The sequence below is a fragment of the Microvirga sp. BSC39 genome (genome assembly GCF_000739015.1).
GTDB lineage: Bacteria > Pseudomonadota > Alphaproteobacteria > Rhizobiales > Beijerinckiaceae > Microvirga.
In genome coordinates, this window is sequence record NZ_JPUG01000071.1 from 1 (window position 1) to 22,587 (window position 22,587).

General features: G+C 61.5%; 24 protein-coding genes and 1 pseudogene. 14 read left to right on the plus strand and 11 right to left on the minus strand.

What is annotated here, in order from left to right; genetic code table 11:
- Positions 1–1,089 precede the first annotated feature (1,089 nt).
- The gene (locus MA07_RS18815) at positions 1,090–1,401 is read right to left on the minus strand and encodes a hypothetical protein (protein ID WP_036354720.1); all 312 of its coding nucleotides are present in this window, start codon (positions 1,399–1,401) and stop codon (positions 1,090–1,092) included.
- A gap of 184 nt (positions 1,402–1,585) precedes the next feature.
- On the opposite strand from MA07_RS18815, the gene MA07_RS27975 reads away from it, so the two are divergent.
- Together MA07_RS27975 and MA07_RS18825 are read left to right on the plus strand one after the other, a co-directional pair.
- The gene (locus tag MA07_RS27975; RefSeq protein WP_052003326.1) at positions 1,586–1,966 is read left to right on the plus strand and encodes a hypothetical protein; all 381 of its coding nucleotides are present in this window, start codon (positions 1,586–1,588) and stop codon (positions 1,964–1,966) included.
- A gap of 107 nt (positions 1,967–2,073) precedes the next feature.
- Positions 2,074–2,262, plus strand: a complete 189-nt coding sequence (locus MA07_RS18825; protein WP_036354723.1) for a hypothetical protein — start codon at positions 2,074–2,076, stop codon at positions 2,260–2,262.
- Positions 2,263–2,326: 64 nt separating this feature from the next.
- On the opposite strand, the gene MA07_RS18830 is transcribed toward MA07_RS18825, so the two are convergent.
- Together MA07_RS18830 and MA07_RS18840 are read right to left on the minus strand one after the other, a co-directional pair.
- Positions 2,327–2,830: a MucR family transcriptional regulator gene (locus MA07_RS18830; protein WP_036354726.1), complete on the minus strand. Its 504-nt coding sequence runs from the start codon at positions 2,828–2,830 to the stop codon at positions 2,327–2,329.
- 770 nt (positions 2,831–3,600) lie between these two features.
- On the minus strand, positions 3,601–4,392 hold the full coding sequence (locus MA07_RS18840) for a hypothetical protein (RefSeq protein ID WP_152568922.1): 792 nt from the start codon (positions 4,390–4,392) through the stop codon (positions 3,601–3,603).
- On the opposite strand from MA07_RS18840, the gene MA07_RS29735 reads away from it, so the two are divergent.
- The 3 genes from MA07_RS29735 (at position 4,357) to MA07_RS18850 (ending at position 6,071) form a co-directional block, all read left to right on the plus strand.
- Positions 4,357–4,887 carry a hypothetical protein gene (locus tag MA07_RS29735; RefSeq protein WP_152568923.1) on the plus strand — a complete coding sequence of 177 codons (531 nt, stop codon included), beginning with the start codon at positions 4,357–4,359 and terminating at the stop codon, positions 4,885–4,887. The genes MA07_RS18840 and MA07_RS29735 overlap by 36 nt on opposite strands.
- Positions 4,888–4,978: 91 nt before the next feature.
- Positions 4,979–5,470 carry a ferritin-like domain-containing protein gene (locus MA07_RS18845; RefSeq protein ID WP_036354733.1) on the plus strand — a complete coding sequence of 164 codons (492 nt, stop codon included), beginning with the start codon at positions 4,979–4,981 and terminating at the stop codon, positions 5,468–5,470.
- Between the two features lie 46 nt (positions 5,471–5,516).
- Positions 5,517–6,071 (plus strand): DNA-3-methyladenine glycosylase, encoded by a 555-nt coding sequence (locus MA07_RS18850; RefSeq protein ID WP_036354735.1) that lies wholly within the window; start codon positions 5,517–5,519, stop codon positions 6,069–6,071.
- Positions 6,072–6,274: 203 nt separating this feature from the next.
- On the opposite strand, the gene MA07_RS18855 is transcribed toward MA07_RS18850, so the two are convergent.
- Together MA07_RS18855 and MA07_RS18860 are read right to left on the minus strand one after the other, a co-directional pair.
- Complete coding sequence (locus MA07_RS18855; RefSeq protein ID WP_036354737.1) at positions 6,275–6,682, minus strand: DUF2000 domain-containing protein; 408 nt, start codon at positions 6,680–6,682, stop codon at positions 6,275–6,277.
- Between the two features lie 35 nt (positions 6,683–6,717).
- The gene (locus MA07_RS18860; protein WP_244445288.1) at positions 6,718–7,527 is read right to left on the minus strand and encodes an AraC family transcriptional regulator; all 810 of its coding nucleotides are present in this window, start codon (positions 7,525–7,527) and stop codon (positions 6,718–6,720) included.
- 296 nt (positions 7,528–7,823) lie between these two features.
- Between MA07_RS18860 and MA07_RS18865 the strand changes: the two genes are divergently transcribed.
- The 7 genes from MA07_RS18865 (at position 7,824) to MA07_RS18895 (ending at position 14,919) form a co-directional block, all read left to right on the plus strand.
- A complete protein-coding gene (locus MA07_RS18865) occupies positions 7,824–9,347 on the plus strand; it encodes an ABC transporter substrate-binding protein (protein WP_036354746.1) in 1,524 nt (507 codons plus the stop codon).
- Between the two features lie 67 nt (positions 9,348–9,414).
- Complete coding sequence (locus MA07_RS18870) at positions 9,415–10,356, plus strand: ABC transporter permease (protein ID WP_036354749.1); 942 nt, start codon at positions 9,415–9,417, stop codon at positions 10,354–10,356.
- Positions 10,356–11,219, plus strand: coding sequence for an ABC transporter permease (locus tag MA07_RS18875; RefSeq protein WP_036354751.1), 864 nt, complete (start codon positions 10,356–10,358; stop codon positions 11,217–11,219). The genes MA07_RS18870 and MA07_RS18875 overlap by 1 nt, the downstream gene beginning before the upstream one ends.
- A 4-nt stretch (positions 11,220–11,223) precedes the next feature.
- Positions 11,224–12,444, plus strand: a complete 1,221-nt coding sequence (locus MA07_RS18880; protein ID WP_036354754.1) for an amidohydrolase/deacetylase family metallohydrolase — start codon at positions 11,224–11,226, stop codon at positions 12,442–12,444.
- The gene (locus MA07_RS18885; protein WP_036354757.1) at positions 12,441–13,454 is read left to right on the plus strand and encodes an ABC transporter ATP-binding protein; all 1,014 of its coding nucleotides are present in this window, start codon (positions 12,441–12,443) and stop codon (positions 13,452–13,454) included. Before MA07_RS18880 ends, MA07_RS18885 begins: the two co-directional genes overlap by 4 nt.
- On the plus strand, positions 13,451–14,434 hold the full coding sequence (locus MA07_RS18890) for an oligopeptide/dipeptide ABC transporter ATP-binding protein (protein ID WP_036354760.1): 984 nt from the start codon (positions 13,451–13,453) through the stop codon (positions 14,432–14,434). Before MA07_RS18885 ends, MA07_RS18890 begins: the two co-directional genes overlap by 4 nt.
- Positions 14,431–14,919, plus strand: a complete 489-nt coding sequence (locus MA07_RS18895; protein WP_036354763.1) for a RidA family protein — start codon at positions 14,431–14,433, stop codon at positions 14,917–14,919. The genes MA07_RS18890 and MA07_RS18895 overlap by 4 nt, the downstream gene beginning before the upstream one ends.
- 20 nt (positions 14,920–14,939) lie before the next feature.
- On the opposite strand, the gene MA07_RS18900 is transcribed toward MA07_RS18895, so the two are convergent.
- Positions 14,940–15,746 carry an IclR family transcriptional regulator gene (locus MA07_RS18900; protein WP_036354766.1) on the minus strand — a complete coding sequence of 269 codons (807 nt, stop codon included), beginning with the start codon at positions 15,744–15,746 and terminating at the stop codon, positions 14,940–14,942.
- Between the two features lie 127 nt (positions 15,747–15,873).
- Here MA07_RS18900 and MA07_RS18905 point away from each other — a divergent pair, with 127 nt between their 5' ends.
- Positions 15,874–17,073, plus strand: a complete 1,200-nt coding sequence (locus MA07_RS18905) for an aminotransferase class V-fold PLP-dependent enzyme (RefSeq protein ID WP_036354769.1) — start codon at positions 15,874–15,876, stop codon at positions 17,071–17,073.
- Positions 17,074–17,172: 99 nt separating this feature from the next.
- Here the strand turns inward: MA07_RS18905 and MA07_RS18910 are convergent, their stop codons facing one another.
- The 4 genes from MA07_RS18910 to MA07_RS18925 form a co-directional block, all read right to left on the minus strand.
- The gene (locus tag MA07_RS18910) at positions 17,173–18,075 is read right to left on the minus strand and encodes an ATP-binding cassette domain-containing protein (protein WP_036354928.1); all 903 of its coding nucleotides are present in this window, start codon (positions 18,073–18,075) and stop codon (positions 17,173–17,175) included.
- A 2-nt stretch (positions 18,076–18,077) separates the two neighbouring features.
- A complete protein-coding gene (locus tag MA07_RS18915; RefSeq protein ID WP_036354773.1) occupies positions 18,078–18,899 on the minus strand; it encodes an ABC transporter ATP-binding protein in 822 nt (273 codons plus the stop codon).
- The gene (locus MA07_RS18920) at positions 18,896–19,774 is read right to left on the minus strand and encodes an ABC transporter permease (RefSeq protein WP_036354931.1); all 879 of its coding nucleotides are present in this window, start codon (positions 19,772–19,774) and stop codon (positions 18,896–18,898) included. The genes MA07_RS18915 and MA07_RS18920 overlap by 4 nt, the downstream gene beginning before the upstream one ends.
- Before the next feature lie 154 nt (positions 19,775–19,928).
- Positions 19,929–20,639 carry an IS6 family transposase gene (locus MA07_RS18925; protein ID WP_036354775.1) on the minus strand — a complete coding sequence of 237 codons (711 nt, stop codon included), beginning with the start codon at positions 20,637–20,639 and terminating at the stop codon, positions 19,929–19,931.
- Positions 20,640–20,691: 52 nt separating this feature from the next.
- Here MA07_RS18925 and MA07_RS18930 point away from each other — a divergent pair.
- Positions 20,692–20,994, plus strand: a pseudogene (locus MA07_RS18930) (transposase); the annotation flags it as partial.
- A 615-nt stretch (positions 20,995–21,609) separates the two neighbouring features.
- On the opposite strand, the gene MA07_RS18935 reads toward MA07_RS18930, so the two are convergent.
- Positions 21,610–22,527 (minus strand): LysR family transcriptional regulator, encoded by a 918-nt coding sequence (locus tag MA07_RS18935; protein WP_036354781.1) that lies wholly within the window; start codon positions 22,525–22,527, stop codon positions 21,610–21,612.
- Between the last annotated feature and the right edge of the window lie 60 nt (positions 22,528–22,587).

Consider the following 22,587-nt stretch of genomic DNA (forward strand, 5'->3'; position numbering starts at 1 on the left):
TCCGATGTACCCTGACTGCAGCCGGTCAATCAGTGCCGCGCTATCAGTGTACTGATTGGGCGTGGCCAACCACTCCCACGCCTCCTCAGGGGACGGGAAGTACCCCGCAACACGGTCGAGTCCTTGGAGAGGTCGGGAGGGCTCAAACTGACGCTCCGGTAGACGAACTCATGGGCGTCCTTGCGGACGGCAATGAGCGTCCCATTATCTCGCCACAGATCGAGGGTCGCGGGGGAGATACCGAGCTTCTCCGCGATGCTGGCAACTCCAAGGATCTCGGATGCCGTCCGGTCTGTTGAGTCATCATCGACTGTGATGTCGTCCAGCAGCGCTTTACCCTCTATCAGGCTGACTAGGGGCCCGAGGCCTGAGCCTTAGATGACCGGGCCCTCTTTCCAGTCTCAAGGGCCGGCTTACCCAAAGGGCCCGAGCCGTTCCCGCTCCCTGAACTGCGGCGGGGAGGACTTCAGACGGATGTCCAGACTCATGGGCACCGCGTTTGGTGAATTCTTCGAACTCTGAGATGAGCATCGCCGGCGTCCCGATCGCCCGTGGCCCCTCAATATCGGCGGACGGCGTATCCCCCACCAACAGGATCTCAGCCGGCCCAAACTCAAGCCGATAACACATAAGACGGAATATAGCGGGATCTGGTTTCACCAGACCCACCTCATAAGAATGGATCACGGCATCCGGAGGATTGGGCAGAGTGGAGAGAAGCGGGAACCCATAAGGAAGTGCCAGGTTCGAACAGACGCCGATCCGCAGACTCCTGGCGCGTAGGGCTTACCAGATTGCCGCGATCCCGGGCCTGAGGCGAATGGAGGCACACTCTGCCTGCAGATCCTTTTCCAGCTCTGTTAGCCTGTCCTCCCCGAGCTCTTGGCTGACCCTCGCTGCGACCTCCCGCAGGCTGAGCGGCCGCCTCAGGACCTCGTCAGCAGTGATCCCCTTCACGCCTTCCCGTAGCAGAGTTCGAACGGTTGCCGCTTGTCGGTTATCTCGACCAAGGTCCCGAAGGCATCAAAACAGACTGCTCGAACGTCGCTCATGCTCAGTCAGCCCTCTACTTCTACTCTGCCTCGATTCTCACAGGTAAACTCCGTGTTCGATCTGGAGGAAAAGCTGGAGGACTAGGTCGATTTTACCTTGGGAGATCAGGTCCACAGGAGCGGCCTGCAGCACCTTATTGGGCTCGAGGAGCCACAACAATCCCAGATTCCCGAAGACCTCGTGTGTCTTCCCAATCACGGTGGCGATCTCCGGCTCAGATCCTTTGAGTGACATGAGCTTCTCAATCTTTCCTTCGAGATAAGCCATCGCTTGGCCGACCCAAGGGGCGACCTTCGCCACCGTGTAGGGAGTGAACGCTTGGGCTCTATAGTCAGTTTTCTGGATCATGAAGGACGCGCCTCTGTCCCTCAGCTAGAAAGCAGAATAATCCAATCGGCGTGGTCGACAGCGTTCATTATTTTCTTATTAACCATCCCGGGCGGAAGATGGCCGGAGCTGAAAGGCAGGCGGGCAGTGCGAGGATGTACCGCCTCCTCGCCTTTGGCAGCGTCGTCACCTCAAGGAGCCAAGCGTGAACGCGATCCTGAAAGAGCGCATCGGAGAACGGGTAAGCGCTCTCAAGATCTCGTGGCGCAGGGCTTCCCTGGAAGCAGGCTTTGAAGCGGGGTTCATCCAGGACATCATTACGGGTCGTTCGCAGCATCCAGGAGAAGATGCCTTGGCGAGCCTTGCTTCCGTGCTCAAGTGCAGCCCGGCCTATCTTGCTGGCCAAAGCGATGACCTCGCTGGAGCATCAACAGCGCGCGGTACCATGGTATCGGCTTCAGACCCTATACAACGGGCCGATGCGGTGATGGCGCTTAGGATTGTCGACGAACTCTTGGCCGGAGGGCACGTTGAGGCGGCTCGCGTTGCTGTCAGGCGTGCCCTCAAAGCCATTGCTGTCGAATAGGAGACCCAGCCTGAGTTGCTCCAGGCGATATAGGGCAATAAGCCAGGTAGCCTTACCGGCTGCCCATCGGCTGGCTACCCTCTCGTGATGTGGAGCAGGAGCGAACTATGCAGTTCAGCGTTGGCGATGTCGTGCATCTGATTGCTTATCCTTCTCACCGGATGACGGTTGTTGAGGTCGATGGCTGTGAGATCACCTGCAGATGGTTCGAGGGAGCTGCAGTCAAAGAAGGCATATTTCCGTTGAACTTTATTGCAAAGGAGTTTCAGCCTCAGAAGCCTATCGTTCCCGCATAGAGGCAATTCACGACCCTCATCTCAGGTAGTGTTAGGAGACAACGAGCCTGGCCTGAGAGCGTGCTTACTTGCCAGCCGCTTTCTTCGAAGGTGTACGGCGCTTCGGCTTTGCCGCCTCAGCCGGTGCCGCGACTTTCTCATCCGCGGTAGCTGCTTTCGAGGCATTCTTCCTCCGCATCTGGCCGAGGCCGCTGCTCTTGGCGAGCTCGGATCGCTTCGCAGCATAGCTGGGTGCAACCATCGGGTAATCGGCTGGGAGGCCCCACTTCGCCCGATACTCCTCGGCCGTCAGCCCGAGCTTGCCCAAGTGGCGCTTGAGCGTCTTGTACTGCTTGCCGTCCTCAAGACTGATCAGGAAGTCTGACGTGATGGACTTCTTGATCGAAATACGTGGCTCTGGCTTCTCAGGCTCTGCCTGCCTCGGAGCAGCGAGACCTTGCAAGGCAGCGTGCACTGATGCAATCACGTTAGGCAAATCGCCCCGATGAACCGAGTTGTTTGCAACGTAAGACGAAACGATGTCGGCGGTGATGCTGGCGAAATCTAGCTGCTGTTCAGGCTGATCCATAACTCATCCTATATTGGGTAAGGTAATGCGCGATCAGTTAGCCGATTTCATTGCGGCGTCAAGCCGCCCGGGCGGGTGCGGGAGCAAACCAACTGAGGGATTTTCCGAGAGGACGCTCTACGCCATTCTATGATTGCTTGGCGCAGTGGTCCATCTGCTCCACCGTTCAACCTTTGGATCTGGGCTGCTGCCTTTCTGTCGGGAAATTGGCAGAAGAAGCGCTTGGATGTGAAGCTTCGGTTTGGACGAAGTAGGTATTGATCAGAGCCACAACCTTTCGGCTCAGCGCCTAATCCTCTTCAATGTTGTCCCTGTCGATGATCTCGAGCCTGACTTCGAAATCAGGGTCACAAATGAGAATGACCGGATCCTGCTCGTCACCGTCCCCGGCCTGTCCAAGAACCAGCCCTCATCCGGATTAGAGTCTTCTACCTCAAGACCTGCATTGAGGCTCTCGACAATATACTTGGCCAGACGATCGTTGATCCTCGTGCCATCATCCTGGCCAAAGATGATCCGCGGCTCGCCTTTGTGATCCCGAATGACGTGCTGCCGATCTCGTCCGGGGCGGGCGATGAAGAGGGTCCATTGTGACGATGAGCTCATGGGCCGTTCTGCTTGCGAACTTCGTTGAAAACCTGAGCAAAGCTGTGTTTCTGCGTCAAGCCATGCCCCACTGCGTCTGGGAGGCTTTTGGTGCGTCAGCTTACGTGGTTACAGTGTGAGCCATCTCATCTTAGAACAACAGCAGACCCGCATACGCGAGCATGTCACTTAGGTGTTTCAGGCGACATGGGAACTGCATCGGCTGGAGCACCTGCTCCGGATGTGTTCCCGCTAGTCGGTGGCGTGGCGAGTTGCTGACGTGCTTCGGCAAGTTGGCTTTGAGCATCAGCGAGTCCCTGACGGGTCGCCTGAAGCCGCCCCTCCAGCTCTGCAACCTCCCGGTTGCGGGCGGCCAGGTCGTCTGTTGCCCTCGCCAGCTGAGCCTGAAGCTCAGACCGTTGCTGGGTTGCTTTATCTTGAAAATCAACCTGCTCCCTCGTCAGGCGCTCCCGCTCCGAACGAAGGTTGGCAAGATCTGTCTGAGTGGATGCTTGCGCGTTTCGCACCTGCTGGAGACGTTGCTCAACCTCTGTGAGTTCCGCTCTGCGGGACGACATCTCCTGAGCAGCCTGGGCTACCGACTCGTGGGCCGCTGTCGCCTCACGGCGAGCGTTCTCAATCTGACGGCTCAGGTCCGTTAATTCCTGCCGGCGTGCCACAACGGTCTGTTCGCTTGTCGCCATCTCCTCCATCACAGAAGCGAGCCGCTGTTCCGCCTGCTGTAGCTGGTTTTGGATGTCCGGCAGGCGGTGCGACAGTGCCGTGACGCTGCGATCCAGCTCAGCGGCTCTTTGCTCATTGGCCTGCAGGGCTTGTCGAGCAGCAGAGGTCTGGGTCTGAACCTCGGTTCGGGCCTGGGTGAGTTGCGTCAGCTGCTGTTGTTGAGCCTGCAGGTCCTGCAGAGTAGCGGTGAGCTGCGCTTGGGCTTGCTCGCGCGCTTGTGTGACCTGGGCCATCTGTTGCTGGGTTGTCTGAAGCGACTGCTGCAGGGTCCCGAGCTGAGCCTGAAGCTGGTCACGGGACTGAGCTGCCTCCGTGAGCTGCTGTTGGGAAGCCTGCGTGGTTCGCTGCAAGGTTGTAAGCTCAGTCTGCGTCTGCTCCCGTGCCTGTGTTATCTGGGCCAGCCGCTGCTCGGCGCCAACTACCTGAGCCTGCAGGTCCGCCAGGGTCCCTCCGGTGCGCTGCTGCTCGTCGAGCTGCCGTCGCAGGGTAGCTTCGGCCTGTTGAACACGGGTTATCTCCGTTTGGGCTTCCTGCTGCTGGTCAGAAGAGGAGAGCCCAACGCCAAGGGCCAGAAGCCAGCCCAGGATGGCAGCCCCAGCCAGCGCCAGAGACACAGGCCGCTTCAGCTCAGAGCGGTAATCGATGGGCATCATTGTCCTCCAGCGCGTGGGCTGCACGATCTAACGCAGGACCGTCACGAGCGTTGCCCGTTCCGGTACCCCGAATGAACCCTTCTGTTCGGCCTAGCATCAACTGCGGAACGCCAGGCTGTCCTAAGGATTGTCCGTATCGTTGCACCACCTGGCTAGGAGACCGACCATGGCTGATAAGGATCTGAAGGCGCTCTTTTTGCATCAGCTCAAGGACACGTATTTCGCTGAGAATGCTATCCTCAAAGCCCTGCCGCAGATGGCGGAAGCCGCGCACGCCGAGGAGCTCAAAGGTGCCTTCGCCGTTCACCTGAAGGAGACAGAAGGGCAGGTGAAACGTCTGGAGCAGGTATTCCAGCTGTTAGGCGAGAAGCCTGCGGGTGTTGAGTGCAAAGCCATTCAGGGCATCATCGAGGAAGGCCAGGAAATCCTGCAGGATTTCAGCGGCGGCGAGGCTCTGGATGCCGGGCTGATCGCGGCTGCCCAGGCGGTGGAGCACTATGAGATTACCCGCTACGGCACCTTGCTCGCGTGGGCTAAGCAGCTTGGCCTCTCGGAGGCGGAGGGGCTCATCCAGGAGACCCTGATCGAGGAAGAGAACACTGATCAGATCCTCTCCGAACTCGCCGAGGATGCCATCAATCCTGCCGCTGCCGCTTAGGTGGCCTTGAGGAGGACCTGATCCGATCGCTGAGCCTGATGGGCCAATGGCAACAACACTGTCGCAGTTCTTCTTCGCTCGTGATCCGGTGACGGTCGCCCGCGATCTGATCGGAGCCATCCTGCTTGTGGACTGTATCGGCGGCCGGATTGTTGAGACTGAAGCCTACACCGACGATGATCCTGCCTCCCATAGCTTTCGTGGTCCGACGCCTCGGAACGCAGCCATGTTTGGTCCTCCGGGCCACGCCTATGTGTACCGGTCCTACGGCATGCATTGGTGCCTGAACCTCGTCTGTTTGTCAGGCAGTGCGGTTCTCGTCAGGGCCATTGAGCCAACCAGGGGCATTGAGGTCATGAGGGTGCGGCGAGGTGTCGAGGACTTACGCCTTCTCTGCTCAGGTCCTGGTCGTCTGTGCCAGGCTCTGGGCGTGACAATCATCCACAATGAGTTGCCGCTGGACCAAACACCCTTCCAACTCCTCGGCCAGGGGAGCCCAGTTGAGGTTGTGACAGGAATACGGATCGGGATCACCCGAGCCACTGACTTGCCCTGGCGGTTTGCTCTCGCAGGTTCGCGCTTTCTGAGCCGAAAGATCTGATGCTACCCAAGAACAGGATGATCTTACCATCCGTGCCGCTGTTCGCCCTGGCGTGGGTCATCGGCGAAGTCTGGCGGAGCGCCATAGGGCTCACCACGGCGGGAGTGCCGCGGCGCGTCCGGCCAGTGCACAATTTCGCGCCACATCCCCTGGCGATTGTTGCCCAAAGGCTCGTCCGTCCTTCGCAGACGGAGAGCCGCGTCTTAGGGATGCAGGCGCGCCCCCTTCGTAGCCTTGTCGATCTCCTTCTTCGGACCAAGGAGCGCAAGGCCGACAAGATCCGGCATGTCAGCCGGCTCGGCACGAAAGACCGCACGGTTGGCGGCATCATGCCCAGTCTCAAACATGGCGCGGACATAGGCGCTGCGCGTGAGATTGCGCTGGAGCGACTGCTGCCAAGCCCGCTGCAGAACCTCAGTCGACGCTGCAAAGATCAGAATCGGTTGGCCGAGCAGGCGCCCATGAAAGCGCCCCGCAGCGTCCTCGTAGGGCTGGCCCATGGCCTCGGGAACCGCGCCTGCAATGCCGGTTGCGAGAAAGGCCGTGACATTCAGCTTCTGCCACACGGCCAGACCCTCATGAACGAGGACCGCTACCTTCGTGTCGAACATTGATTGAATTCTCCCTGTAGATGCGATCGGGAGAGTTATCCAGCGAGGCCGTCCATGTCTGGAACGTTCGTGCGTCCGAGACGGTAGGCCGCCGGGGTGAGGCCGTAGGCGCGCCGAAACCAGCGGCCGAGATGGCTCTGATCGGCAAATCCGCTGGCCATGGCCGCTTCCACCGGCGGGACTGCTGACCGCAGCATTGCACGGGCCTTGATAAGCCTGATTTCAACAAGGCAGGCATGTGGCGAGGTGCCGAAGCGCCGGCGGAAGCCGCGGGAAAGCTGATACCGGTCCCTTGCCCCGGCTGCACGGGCGAGGTCATCAAGGCTGAACGGCTCGTCGTAATGGGCTTGGATGTAGTCCATCGCTCGCTCTGCCACCGACGAACCGACGTTGGGCGTCGGCCTTTCTTCCTTTCCGAGGTGATGGCGCAGCAGTTCCAACACCCGATCCTGAGTTGCGTCGATGACGAGCCGTGGGGCGCCGGAGATGATGGCACGGCAAGCCGCTGCAATGGCATCGCCGAGCCGCCGGTCGTCGGCCAATGTCTTCCTGAACCCGATGTCGGCATCCCGGCCGCCCATCTCTTCGCGGAGCCAGGCTTGAGGCAGATAGAGCATGCTGTAGCGGAAGCCCTCTTCGTGCACGGCTTGGCCGTCGTGCCGCTCGCCCGGCTCGATCAGAATCACGCGTCCAGCAGTGCTCTGGCGGCGCTGCCCGCGGCAGTAGAAATCCTGGACGCCGGCATGGGTCACGCCGACCAGCCACTCGTCGTGATGGTGCATGTCATAGGCGTGGCCATGGAACTGCGCCGCCACGGCCTCGATCCCGCTGTGCCAGTCGCGCACAAGATGCACGAAATCATGACGAATAAGATCCCAGGTCTGCCGCTGGCCCTGAGAACCCTGAGTTTGTGGGAAGCAAGTGCCGTTGTCGTCCAATGGAAATCCGCCAGTCTCTTCAGTCTGTGACGCTGATCATAATCTCTGCGGAAGGCGGTCGCCATCGAGGCTCTAGGATGGGGGACACATACCCATTTTGCAGTGAACTGGGCATCTCCATTCCTATTGACCTCAATCTTGCATTCGCTCACTATGACATAACTAAAGCTAATAATACATAATTATAGAGCAAGAGGGTGACCATGAGGATCAAAGAAGCATTGTTGTCCGGCTTGGCGATACTCGCATCAGGTCCGGTTTTGGCTCAGACAGGTGGCGGCGTCATCAACGTGGCGACGATCGGCGAGCCGCCAACGCTCGACCCCATGGTCTCCACAGCGGACCTGGTCGGAATCGTGACCCAGCACTTCTTCGAGACGCTGTTCACCTTCGACAAGGACTGGAAGGTCACGCCTCTTCTGGCGGCTTCGCTTCCGGAGGTCACAGAGGCCGGCAAGGTCTATACGATCAAGCTGCGCCAAGGGATCAAATTTCATGACGGCTCGGACATGACGTCCGAGGACGTCATTGCCTCGCTCAAGCGTTGGATGGAACAGGGCTCGCGCGGCAAGCAGGTCGCCGGCAATGTCGACAAGCTTGAGGCCGTCGACCCCTTGACCGTGCGCATTACCCTGAAGACGCCGTACGCCCCTCTCCTGGCGCTCCTGTCCTTCAACAACTCCGCCGCGGTGATCATGCCGTCGGAGAAGATGGACGTGCCAATGAAGGAGCCGGTCGGCACGGGCCCCTACAAGTTGAAGGAGCGCAAGCCCGACCAGTACATCCAGCTCGTTCGCAACGACTCCTACAAACCTCTCGAAGGCACTGGAAACGGTTATGGCGGAGCGCGCAAACCTATCCTTGACGAGATCCGCTTCGTGCCCGTGCCGGATCCCAACACCCGCGTCGAAGGGGCCATTTCCGGGCAGTTCGACTACGTGGATTCCATTCCGGTCGAATCCTATGACCGGATCAAGAACCTCCAGACATCAAAGCCCGTCATTCTCAAGCCCTTCGGCTGGCCCGTCTTCGTGATGAACACCAAGCAGGGCGTGATGGCCAACACCGACGCCCGCATGGCCGTGCGCCTGTCTCTCAGCATGGAGGACATGCTGGCGGCGGCCTTCGGCAATCCTGAGTTCTACTCGCTCGACGGAGCCATGTATCCCAAGGGCTACGTGTGGAACACGGATGCCGGCGTCGAAGGCCGGTACAACGTCGCCGATCCCGACAAGGCGAAGGCGCTCCTGAAGAAGGCCAATTACAGCGCCGCGCCGCTGCGCATCCTCACCAGCCGCCAATATGAGTTCCACTACAAGATGGCCCAGGTAGCGGCCGAGTACCTGAAGCAGGCCGGCTTCACGGTCGACCTGCAGGTGGTCGATTGGGCGACCCTGACCCAGCGGCGCGGCGATCCGGCGCTGTGGGACATCTACATCACCCACAGCCCGTTCCTGCCGGAACCGGCCCTCATCGGCCAGCTCTCCGAGAGCTCGCCCGGCTGGTGGTCCAGCCCTGCGCGAAAGAAGGTGGTCGACGCCTTCAATACGGAAAGCGATCCGGCCAAGCGCCCGGCCCTCTGGTCCGAGGTCCAGAAGGTCATCTACGACGAAACGCCCAGCATCAAGATCGGCGACTTCAACGCCCTCTCGGCCCAGTCGCCGAAGCTGGAAGGCGTCGTGCCCGCGCCATGGCCGTACTTCTGGAACGTCTCGTTGAAGAAGTAAGCGCACGGCAAGCTGGGGAGCGCCTCCCTCTGCGCTCCCCAAACATTCACTTGATGCAGATCGACGTATGAGCCGCTACATCCTCCAACGCTTGCTCGGCATGATGGCCGTGATGTTCGTGGTCGTCACGATCGTGTTCATCATCGTGCGCATCGCGCCCGGCGATCCGGCCGCCGTCATGCTCGGCCCCGACGCGACGGCCCAGGACGTGGCGGCCCTGCGCACCCGCCTCGGCCTCGACCAGCCGCTCATCGTTCAATACGGCATCTTCTTCGGTCGGCTGCTGCAGGGCGATCTCGGCGAATCCATCTTTCTTAATCGCCCTGTCCTCTCAGCCTTGGCGGATCGAGCTGAGCCGACCTTCTTTCTCACGCTGTTCTCCATCGTCATCGCCGGGCTGATCGCCATTCCGGTCGGCATCCTGTCAGCCTACTGGCGCGGCTCGCTGTTCGATCAGGCCGCCACGACGCTTGCCATGCTCGCGGCCTCCGTTCCGAGCTTCTGGCTCGGCCTGTTGCTGATCCAGTTCTTCGCCGTGCGCCTCGGCTTGTTTCCAGTCTCGGGGTATGGCGGGCCGGGCGCCGGGCTCGGCACGAGACTTTCTCATCTCGTGCTTCCTGCTTTGTCACTCGGTATCGTATCTTCGGCCCTGATCCTGCGCTTCACACGCGCCAGCATGCTCGACGTTCTCAATGACGACTACGTGCGCACCGCCCGCTCCAAGGGTATGGGCGAGTTCCGAGTTGTCATGAAGCACGCCTTCAAGAACGCGCTCATTCCGGTCCTGACGGTGATCGGGCTGACGGCTGCGCTTCTCGTGTCCGGCGCCGTCGTGACGGAGACTGTATTTGGTCTTCCCGGCGTCGGCAACCTCGTCGTCTCAGCTGTGCTGCGGCGCGATTATCCTGTCATCCAAGGCGCGCTCCTGATTGTTGCTGCGCTCTACGTTCTCATCAACTTCCTGATCGACATGCTCTACCTGCTCGTCGACCCGCGGGTGCGCTACTGATGGCCGCCGTCAGCTCTCCCGCCATCACTGAGGCGAGCTTCGTCTCGCGTCTGGTGACCCGCAAGACCGTCATGGTCGGTCTCCTCATCCTCGTTATCGTCGCCACGTTGGCGATCCTTGCGCCGTTGATTGCGCCCTATTCGCCGAGCCGCCTCTCCGTGGTGAACCGCCTCAAGTCGCCGAGCGGCATCTACTGGTTCGGAACGGACGAGTTCGGCCGCGACGTGTTCAGCCGGACGATCTATGCCGGTCGGCTCTCGCTCCTCGTCGGCGCCTCGGTCGTGACATTCGCGGCCGTTTTCGGGGTGACGCTCGGCCTTGTGGCCGGCTTCTTCCGTCGCCTTGACACGCCGATCGCCCGCATCATCGACGCCATGATGGCCTTCCCCGACATCCTCCTCGCGATCGCGCTCGTCGCCGCCCTCGGCCCCTCCCTTTTTACCGTGATCGTGGCGCTCGGGATCGTCTATACGCCGCGCCTGGCCCGGATTGTGCGGGCCTCCACGCTGGTCATCCGCGAACTGCCCTATGTTGAAGCGGCTCGTGCGCTTGGGGTGCCGACCTGGCGCATCATGTCCCGGCATGTGCTGCGCAACCTCGTGTCGCCCATCCTCGTGCAGGGCACCTTCATCTTCGCCTACGCGATGCTGGCCGAGGCCGGCCTTTCCTTCCTCGGCCTCGGCGTGAGCCCCGAGGTGCCGACCTGGGGCACCATGATCGCGGCCGGGCGGCAGTATATCGGACAGGCCGACTGGATGACGCTGTTCCCCGGCATCGCGATCATCCTGTCCGTTCTTTCCCTTCAAATGGTTGGCGACGGATTCCGGGATCTTCTCGATCCACGCCTGAGAAAGGATCTTTGATCTCATGACTTTCCACCAAGACACGTCGCCTCTCCTGATCTCGGGCGTGAGACCGGTTGGCTTCGGTAGGGGCGTACCTCAGGAAGTCACGGACATCCTGATTGGTGGCGACGGAAATATTGCTAGCGTCGGCAGCTCGCTCCAGACGCCGGAAGGTGCTCGCCGCATTGATGCCAAGGGAGCTTACGTTTCGCCGGGCTGGGTCGATCTCCATGCCCATGTCTGGCACGGCGGCACAGATATCTCCATCAAGCCGCAGGTCTGCGGCATTGAGCGGGGCGTCACGACCATCGTGGATGCCGGATCGGCCGGCGAAGCCAATTTCCACGGCTTCCGAGAGTACATCATCGAGCCGGCTAGGGAGCGCATTAAAGCCTTCCTCAACATCGGGTCGATCGGCCTCGTGGCGTGCAACCGCGTGAGCGAACTCATCGACATGCGGTCGATCGACATCGACCGCACCATCGCATGCGTCGAGGCTAACCGCGACATCATCATCGGCATAAAGGTGCGGGCAAGCGGGGTGATCGTTGGCGCCTGGGGCATCACGCCCGTGAAGATCGCCAAGAAGGTAGCCAAGATCCTCAAGCTGCCGCTGATGGTGCATGTGGGCGAGCCACCTCCGGTCTTCGACGAGGTTCTCGAGGTCCTCGGCCCTGGCGACGTGGTGACCCACTGCTTCAACGGCAAGGCCGCGGCAAACATCATGGAGGACGAGGATCTGTTCCTGCTGGCGGAACGCTGCGCCAGGGACGGGATCCGCCTCGACGTCGGTCATGGCGGCGCCTCGTTCTCGTTCAAGGTGGCCGAGCTCGCCATCGAGCGAGGTCTTCTGCCCTTCTCGATCTCGACCGACCTGCATGCGCGTTCCCTCGACAGCCCGGTCTGGGACATGGGCACCACCATGTCGAAGCTTCTGTCGGTCGGCATGCCTTTCGAGGCCGTCATCGACGCCTCGACCCGGGCCCCCATGGAAGTGATCGGGCTCCCGACTGAGAACCTTCTCTCCCCCGGGACGCGGGCCGAGTTCACGGTGTTCGAGGTCAACGACAGCGACCTTCGGATCGTCGATTCCATGGGCTACAACGCGCACCTTCGGCGACTGATCGAGCCGATCTGGACCATTCTCGGGCAGGAAGCCGTCAAGGCAAGTCGCTACGTCCCTCAGAGATCGGCGCTGGAAAGTTCCGCTTGTCCGCATTGCGGGTGGATCAACGCTCGATGATAGAGCTTCCTGACGATACCGTTCTCAAGGTCTCGGACCTGCACACGCATTTCGAACTCGGCAGCCGTGTCGCCAAGTCGGTCGATGGCGTGAGCTTCGATGTGAAGCGTGGCCAAACGGTCGCGGTTGTCGGGGAATCCGGCTCGGGAAAATCCGTCACCAGCCTGTCGGTCATGCGCCTTCTATCGTCGCCGGGCCGGATCGTGGGAGGCAACATCCTCTACCGCACAAGCCAGGGTCAGGTGGTCGACATTGCGACCCTGCCGGAGCGGAAGATGCGCGCCATCCGCGGCCGGGAGATCGCGATGATCTTCCAGGAGCCGATGACGAGCCTGAACCCTCTCTATACAGTCGGCGATCAGATCGTGGAGATGATCCGGCTGCACCAGCCGGTCTCGACAGCCGAAGCCCGCCAGCGCGCGAAGCGGATGCTTGAACTGGTCGAGATTCCCGCAGCCGACCGCAGGCTGGATGAATACCCGCATCAGATGTCGGGCGGCATGCGCCAGCGCGTCATGATCGCCCTCGCCCTGTCCTGCAATCCCAACCTCCTGATCGCCGACGAACCCACGACCGCCCTCGATGTGACTATCCAGGCGCAGATCCTCGATTTGCTCCGCAGGCTGCAGCGCGAGATCGGCATGAGTATCCTGTTCATCACGCACAATCTCGGGGTGGTGGCGGAGATCGCCCATGACGTCGTGGTCATGTATACGGGCCGCGTGGTCGAGAAGAGCCCGGTCGCGAGCCTCTTCGAGCACCAGAAGCATCCTTATACGCGCGGCCTCCTGGCCTGCATCCCGAATGCATCGCGGGATCGCGACGCCGCCGGTGAGAGGCTGCGCCTCAAACCCATTCCGGGCAACGTGCCCAGCGTGACCGCGCTCCCGTCGGGATGCAGCTTCGCCCCGCGCTGCTCATACCGCATCCCGCGCTGTGATGAGGCGCCGCCGCTGATGATGGCCGCACCCTCGCATCTCAGCCGATGCTGGAGGCATGAAGCCCTATGAGCAGAGACACCCTCCTGAGCGTTCAGGGGCTCACCAAGCGTTTCGAGACCCGCAGCGGTACGGTCAAGGCCGTCGACGGCGTCAGCTTCGACGTGAAACGCGGCACGATCGTCGGCCTCGTTGGCGAATCCGGATCGGGCAAGACCACGGCGGGCCGCTGCACGCTTCGCCTCGTCGAGCCCAACGAGGGGCGGATCGTCTTCGACGGTATCGACCTGCGCACATTGTCAGAACGGGATATGCGAGCGTATCGCAGCCGACTGCAGATCATCTTCCAGGATCCCTATTCGAGCCTCAATCCCCGCCTTCGGATCGATCAGATCATCGGCGAAGCCGTCGATATTCACCGGCCCGTCAGGGGCAGCGCCCGGCGCGACCGGATTGCCGAACTCCTCCAGCGCGTGGGCCTCAATCCCGATGCGGCGCGCCGCTTCCCGCATGAATTCTCTGGCGGCCAGCGGCAGCGCATCGGCATCGCCCGTGCTTTGGCCGTGGAGCCTGACTTTATCGTGGCGGACGAGCCGGTCTCGGCCCTCGACGTCTCTGTACAGGCTCAGGTCCTCAACCTGATCCAGGACCTGCAGCAGGATTTCGGTCTGACGATGCTCTTCATCGCGCACGACCTGTCCGTCGTGGAGTATCTCTGCGACGAAGTCGTGGTGATGTATCTCGGCCGGGTCATGGAACGCGGCCCGAGCCGCGAGATCTATGCGATGCCGCGTCATCCCTACACACAGGCGCTGCTCTCCGCAGCTCCTTTGCCGGATCCGAAGGTAAGCCGCCAGCGAATCGTGCTGAAAGGCGACATCCCAAGTCCACTCAATCCGCCATCCGGCTGCGTGTTCAGGACGCGATGCCAATATGCCATTGAGGCCTGTGCCGAGATCGTCCCGCCTTTGGAGGACATCGGCTCGAACCATCATGTGGCCTGCATCCGTCACGGCGATTCTGAAGTGATTTCTCAAGGACTGACATTGTGAACCAAGTTCAATATCTGACTGCGTCGAATCCTTACGAGCGCCTCAAGGAACTAGGTATTGCGCTGCCGAAGGCTCCAAACCCGATCGCCAATTTCGTGACGCATGTTCAGGAGGGCAGTCTCCTGTTCCTGTCGGGCCAGGGACCGCAGGAAGCCGATGGCTATCTTCACACCGGCAAGGTGGGCGTCGACGTCGAGGCGGACGAAGCCTATGAGCACGCCAAGCTCACGGGGATCAACCTGCTCGCCGTCATGCAGGACGCACTTGGCGATCTGTCGCGCGTAAAGCGCGTCGTGAAGCTTCTCGGCATGGTCAACGCGGCGCCCGATTTCGGCGAGCACCCTCGGGTGATCAACGGATGCTCCGACCTCATGATGGCCGTTTTCGGGGAGGCGGGCCGTCACGCCCGCTCGGCGGTGGGCTTCGGGTCTCTACCCAACAACATCACGGTCGAGATCGAAGCCATCGTCGCCATCGGGGAATGAGGCGTTCCTTCATGCCTGGATCAGCGCCAGCCCAACGTCGCCTCGATCCGCTCGGCCGCCCTGCGGACCGCGTTGGTATAGCGGTCGCGATCCTGCACGACCCGATGTTCCGGCAGCACGATGGAAATCGTCGCAACGCACTCGCTCGAAGGCTGGCAGACCGGCGAGGCGATGCAGGCGACGGAGAAGTCCGACTCGTTGATCTGGATCGACAGGCGCTCCCTGAGCGCAGCCGCGGAGGCCTCCGACAGCGTCTCCGGGTTCGTGTTGGCGCGCCCCGTCGGCGACACTTTCGAGGCATGGCGGAAGATTTCGAGTCGCTCCTTGTCGGGAAGATGACCGAGAAGAAGCCGTCCCGAGGCCGTCCAGTTCAGTGGCACCCGCGAGCCGACCTTGGACGTGACGCGGAAGTGCCCGGGTCCGTCGGCCATAGCCATCACGACCATGTGGTCCCCGTCCCGACCGCAGATCTGGACGGTTTCCTCCACCTCCCGGCACAGGTCCTGCATCTCGTGCGTGGCGACATTCAGGAAATCGAGGGATTCGGCATAAGCCAAGCCGTAGTGATACAGGCGTGGCCCGAGCCAGACCGTGCCGTCGGTGCGCCGCTGCAGAAGCCTTTTCTCGACCAGATCTTCGATGATCACGTAGACCGTCGAGAGAGGCGCTCCGACCGCCTTGGCTACAGCATAAGCGCCTGCAGGCTTCATTTCCGCTTGAAGAAAGTCCAGGATCTGCAAGGCACGATCGATGCCACTAACGCGGGCGCCGCGGCTGCGCTTCTCAGAAACGGGCGCCTCGGCAGCCTCGGAAAACTTGGTATCCACTGGATCTTCCCCCGGATCTTCAGAAACTGCGGTCCACCGTCACGACTGGCAGCATCCCGTCAGGCAATTCCCCAATAATGGAATATAAGCCATTCCGGCAACATAAAACATAGAGACAAACAGCCCCATGACCCAGAAAGACATTCGCCCGGACCTCGGTCTTCGCCCCATTATCAACGTGTCGGGCACGATGACGTCGCTCGGCGCCTCCATCGTCGTGCCCGAAGCCGTCGCGGCCGTCTCGGCGATCCTTCCGCAATTCGTCGAGATCGGCGACCTGCAGAAGAAGGCCAGCCGCGTGATTGCGCGCCTGTGCGGCACCGAGGCCGGCTTTGTGACGGCTTCCTGCTCGGCGGGAATCACGCTTGCCGTTGCCGGCGCCATGACCGGTTGCGACCTTGCCGCAGTCGAGCGGCTTCCCGAGACGACCGGCCTCAAGAACGAAGTGCTGCTCATGACCGGCCACATGGTCAGCTACGGGGCCCCTGTCGAGCAGGGCATCCGTCTTGCGGGTGCGAAGGTCGTTCCGGTCGGTCAGGCCACCTCGGCTTACGGATACCAGCTCGACGGCGCCATCAACGAGCGCACGGCCGCGGCGGTATACGTCGTCTCGCATCATACGGTGCAGTACGGCTTGATCCCGCTCAAGGAGTTTGTCGAGGTCTGCCATGCGCGCGGTGTGCCGGTGATCGTCGATGCAGCCTCGGAATATGACCTGAAAGGGTTCCTGGCGACTGGGGCCGATGTCGCGCTCTACTCTTCCCACAAGTTCCTGGGCGGTCTGACTGCTGGCATCGTGGCAGGCCGCACCGAATTGGTGCGTGCCACGTACATGCAGAACATGGGCATCGGCCGTGGCATGAAGGTCGGCAAGGAAGGCATTCTCGGCACGATTGCCGCACTCGAGGCCTGGGAGAAGCGGGACCACGCAGGCATCCGCGAGCGCGAGACGCGCTACTTGGAGCTGTGGGAACAGACCCTGTCCGGCCGTCCCGGCGTTACGCCGATCCGCGAGGCGGACCCAACCAACAATCCACTTGATCGTCTGAAGGTCGCCATCGAGCCCAAGGGGGCCCACATCACGGCCTGGGACTTGGCCGATGCCCTCGCCTCCGGGCGCACGCCGATCATCGTCCGCGACCACGAGGTCGAGCACGGCTACTTCTATCTCGACGCATGCAATCTCCATCCCGGTCAGGAAACGATCGTGGCCGAACGACTCGTCGAGGAACTGGAGAAGGCCCGTCAGTCCAACGAGATCATTGCAACGCCTCTTGAGGCGCGCCGCAACCGGTCGGCTCAGGCTATTATGCGCTGGCCCGACTGAGCGGGAGAGCGGAAGCAGGCGGCAGCCGGTAACCGGAGCCCCCCTTGAACCGGCTGTCCCCCACGGAGCCCTGCGTACGTCTGACATCGTCCTTCAGGATCAGGCCGCCTGACGTGTGAAATGGTTCGGCCCGATTTCGACGACGCGATCCTGCAGGAGCCTGGCTTCTCTGCGGATGACGTCGACCGCGCGGGGATCCAGTCGCGCGCCCGGATCGTCGAAGCGGATTCCAGGATCAGGTACGGCCGATAGCAGAAGGCGCGTATACGCGTGCTGCGGATTGGTCAGGACTTGGTGAACATCGCCCCACTCGACGATTTGACCCGCATACATCACGAGGATGTCTTCGGCGATATAGCGGGCGGTCGCGAGATCGTGGGTGATGTAGAGCAGCGCGACGCCGAGATCCCGCTTCATCTCGTTGAGCAGGTTCAGGACGCCTAGGCGCACTGACACGTCCAGCATGGATGTCGGCTCGTCGGCGACGATCACCTGAGCGCCCATGGCCAGCGTCCTAGCGATGTTGATGCGCTGGCGCTGCCCGCCGGACAACTCATGCGGGTGTTTGTGCACCACGGCCCCGGGATCGAGTTCCACGCGGCGCAGGAGATCGGCGATCGTCTCGTCCACCGCCCTGCCCTTAAGGTGCGGCTGGCCGAGCGTGAGCGGGCGCCTGAGGATGAAGTCCACCGTGTGAGCGGGATTGAGTGATGCGAATGGATCTTGAAAGATCATCTGGACGGCACGCCGGTACTCCTTGAGACCGACGGCTCCCGTGTCGCTCAGGTCCCTGCCGCGAAACAGGATCCTTCCGCTGTCCGGCTGATGCTCGCGCATGACGAGTCGTGCGCAGGTAGTCTTGCCGCTGCCGGACTCGCCGACCAGCGCTACGGTCCGGCTGGGATGCAGCGCAAAGGTGATATCGTGAGCTGCCCGTACCACCTTGTCGCCACGCCCGAAGCTCTTGCTCACGTGATCGAGTGCGATGATCGGCTCTTGCACCATCATCTTGATGCCCTTTCCAACCTGAACGGGTCTCCGTGCAAAGATGGGAACGAAGCCCAGAGCTGCTTCGTGTAATCGTGCTGGGGTCGGTGGTAGATCTGGTCGGACGTGCCCTGCTCGACCAGGTTCCCGCGCAGCATGATGCCGATCCGATCACAGAACTGCACCATCAACCCCAGATCATGGGTGATAAACAGAACCGAGAATCCACGGCTGCGGCGCAACTCGTCGATCCTCTGCAGGATCTCGCGCTGGACCACCACATCGAGCGCGGTCGTCGGCTCGTCCATTACCACTAGCTTTGGGTCCAAGGTCATGCAGATGGCGATAACGATGCGCTGGCGCATGCCGCCCGAGAACTGATGCGGGTAATCACGCATGCGCTCGGGTGGGATATCGACGAGCCTCAGCATTTCGGCCGCGCGCTCCCGCGACTGCGCCTTCGAATAACCGCGATGCCTCTTCAACAGGTCATGGAACTGCGCTTCCACGCGCAGGACCGGATTGAGGGAGTTCATGGCGCTTTGGAACACCATGGCAACCTTGTGCCAGCGGAACTCCCTCAGGGCCTTGTCGTCGAGATCGAGAACGTCCTTCCCTTCGAACAGGATCCTGCCTTGACGAATGAGAGCAGGCGGCTTGTGCAGGCGGTTGATCGCATAGGCGATCGTGCTTTTGCCGCAACCCGACTCTCCCGCAAGCCCGAAGACTTCCCCGGAGGCAATATCGAAACTAACATCGTCGACGGCCCGGAAGTCGAACTTCGCGCCGATATAGTCGATGGTGAGATTTTGTACGGAAAGCAGAGGAGTGGCTGTCACAGTCGGCCCTCCCCGCGCCGCATCAGCAGAGACCAACGCGACAGCGTATTGCCTGTGCGCAGGCGTGGATTGGCGACCTCGTCGACTGCAAAGTTCAGCAGCGACAGGCCGGCTCCTAAGGCGATCAGGGCAAAGCACGGGCTCAGGATGTCCCACCAGGCGCCCACCTGCAGCGCGGATGCGTTCTGTGCGTTGAAGAGCATCATCCCCCACGAAACGGTTTTAGGATCGCCGAGCCCAAGGAATTCGAGCGTGGCCTCCGTGATGACCGCAAAGATCACGCTGCCCACGAAGTTGATCCCCACGATGGAGATCACGTTCGGGAAAATCTCGAACAGCATGATGCGCCAGGACGGCTCACCCAGCATCTCGGCCGACTTGACAAAGTCCTTTTGCTTCACGGACAAGGTCTCGGCGCGGGTGACGCGCGCCCCCCAGGCCCAGGATGTGGCACCGAGGATCAGGGCGATCACCCAGGGGCTCGCCTGCCCGATGAAGGCCGCGAGAACGAGGAGCAGCGGCAGGTTGGGCACCACCAGCACCATGTTCGTGAAAAAGCCGATGACCTCGTCGGTGCGCCCGCCCTTATAGCCTGCGACAATCCCCAGGATGGTTCCCACGGCCGTGATCAGCAGACCGGCGCCGAAGCCGACTGCCAGCGAGGTGCGGGCGCCGTAAAGGAGACGGGCGAACACATCCTGCCCGATGCGCGTCGTCCCGAGCCAGTGATCCCAGCTCGGCGGCTGGTGAGGCCTGCCGACGCGCCGGGTCGGATCGTACTCGGTCAGCAATGGAGCCGCGACCGCCAGCGCCACGATGATGGCTACGATGACGAGCCCGGTCAGAGCCTTCCTGTTGTGAGCGAAGCTTTTCAGAACGGCTCCCATGTCAGGCGCTCCGCAGGCGCGGATCCAGCAGGACATAGCTGATATCCACGATGAAGTTGGCTGTGAGCATGGCAAGCGTCATGATCAGCGGCACCGTCAAGTTATCGGAGAAGGACGAGTCTATCCTGGGCTTAGGTCTGGATCAGGCGGCACTCGCAATACCTGTCACCTCGGCCCAGACCTGAAAGGCCCGAGCACGAGCCCGGCGATGATCAACGGCGTTGGTGTTTGCAGGACGGCGGAAGAGATTGGCAACCTGATCGTGAGCCGACAGGAAGCGCTGAGCCTGTCCGGCTGATTTGAAGCGCTTCATGATGCATTCGCGTCGTCGGGTCGGTTGATGGCTGTTCTCGGCGCGATTGTTTAAGCCCTTGTGCTGCCGATGCTCGACGCTGGGCATCACTGACCTCTTTGCGACGGCATAGCTGGCCAGCTTGTCCGTAATCATCACACGCGGGGCGATGCCCTGCTTCTTGAGAAGCTTGCGGAGCGAGCGCTTGGCAGCCTTCGCGTTGCGACGGCTCTGAACCAGAATGTCGAGTACGACACCATGCTGGTCCACAGCCCGCCACAACCAATGCTTCTCCCCAGCGATGCTGATGACAACCTCGTCGAGGTGCCATTTGTCCCCAGGAGCCGGAAGACGCCTGCGGATCTGGTTGGCAAAGCTCTGACCAAACTTCAGGGCCCACTGCCGCACTGTCTCATGGCTGACCAGGATGCCGCGAGCTGCGAGCATCTCCTCAACCATGCGTAAGCTGAGTGGGAATCGAAAGTAGAGCCACACGGCGTGGCTGATCACTTCGGCGGGGAAGCGGTGGCGGGCGTAGCGAGGATGACGGGTCGGGTTCATTCCTCCCATATGCCTGGATCCGGTCACCCTCCGGTTAATTTGACGGTGCCCCTGGCTCGGCTTGGTTCCGCGCCAGATCTCCACCGGTGACAGAACCGTGCTGGGCCGGCTGTCGAAGCGCGGCAACAGCTACCTGCGATCCCTGCTGATCCAGGCGGCCAAGGTTCTGCTGCTCTGGCCGACGAAGTGGCACCAACACGGCTTTGGGGAGCGGCTGGCCGCCGCCTCGATGCGCCTGCACCACAATGTCCTGGCCGCGGCTCTGGCTAACAAGCTGGCGCGCATCGCCTGGAGCGTGCTGAGCCAGAACCGCACCTATGAACCACGAGCCGCGGCTGTGACAGGCGGAGGCTGAAAGCCTCTGTCCGCATCAGTCGTCGCTCTGAACTTGCCGAGGTCTGCGAGAGGATGAGGAGATGGAGAACGGTCGCGCCGTCACATTGGGGCTCTGGTGACCCAAATGGCCACAACGGGCCGATCCGCTAATGAGAACCAATGTGCGCGGATATCCATGATGGCCAGGAGCTTTGCTCCACAAAAGGCCGGATACATTTGCGTAAGACCAACCTCACCAACTCCAAAGCCTCTTGCGACGCACGGCCGGTCCATACATCTGGGCCAAACTGAGCTATTGAGCATGGCCTCGTGAAGGTCAGCTTACCCTATGACTACAGAAGTTCGGCCTTCGTCTGCCTCGTGCCAGGAACCGACGTTGTGAGCACGCCAGGGTTGCGCCTGCGTTGCGCCCATTTCGGCCGTCTAGACCAGACGCGCGGGGACTCCAAAGCGGATACAGGCATCACCTCGCCACGCGGTTCTTCACAGCCAAGCCCCGGCGAATCCGTCATCGATGCGGAACTCGTTAGCGCCGCCCGGGTCGAGATCACCGTGGTGGATTGTCAAAACGCCTGGGGCAATGAGCCACCGACAACTGGGAACCGCTACGCACACGATCAGGACGCGTGTGCATCTAGTTGGCTGGAGCCGCCGTCATTTGTGCCAATGCTGTGCGGAATACATGAGCGGCAGGGCCAAGCGGCTCATCCAGGCGGTGGGCGATATACGCCTCAGACGACACCTGCCCCTTCCGGCCGAGCGCTGTTGTGGCCACACGCACCAAGCGGCCTTCATACAGATCACGCTCCACCTGCCAGAATGGCAGGCGCCCCCAGCCCAAGCCCGCCAGGATCATAGCATGCTTGGTGTCCTGGCTGCTGACACGACAGGTTTGGGGTGACAGAATACCGAAACTCCGCCCTTCCGACAGGGGCGTGGGATCGCCCAGAACAATCTGAAGATGGTCGGCAAGATCGGGCAAGTCGACATCCCCACTCTTTGAGCGCAGGCCGAGCGGATGCCCTGGTGAGACCACAGCGACCTGTTCTATGGAGGAGATAGCTTCGAGTGCAATCCGCGGATCACGGAAATCCTCGCCCACGACAATGGCAAGCGCGCTGCGCTTCTCGATCAGCGACGTGATCGGCCCGCCCAGCGGCTCGACCGCCAGTCGAATCGACACTGAGGGATAGACCACGCGCATCTCCGTCAACGCCGCACCGATGGCTGCGATTGGAAACAGTGTGTCAACCGTGAGCGAAAGCTCGAGCTCGACACCTTCACCAAGATCACGGGCTCGTGCCCGCATGGCGTCGACCCTGAGAAGGATATCTCGAGCATTGGCCAGTAGTGCCTGTCCCTCAGGGGTCAGCACCGGGCGGTGCCCGGTCCGGTCGAACAATGCCACCCCAAGTTCAGCCTCCAGGTTGGCGATGGCGTGGCTGACCGCAGACTGGACCCGGGACAGCCGCGCGGCGCCTGAGCGGAAGCTGCCACTGTCCGCCACCGTCACGAAGGTTCGCAGTTGATCTAGCGTCAGCACATCCAGCATGATCTATTCCGTCGATCAAACCCATCGATCTTATCTCACTCCCGCATATCAAGCATAGGC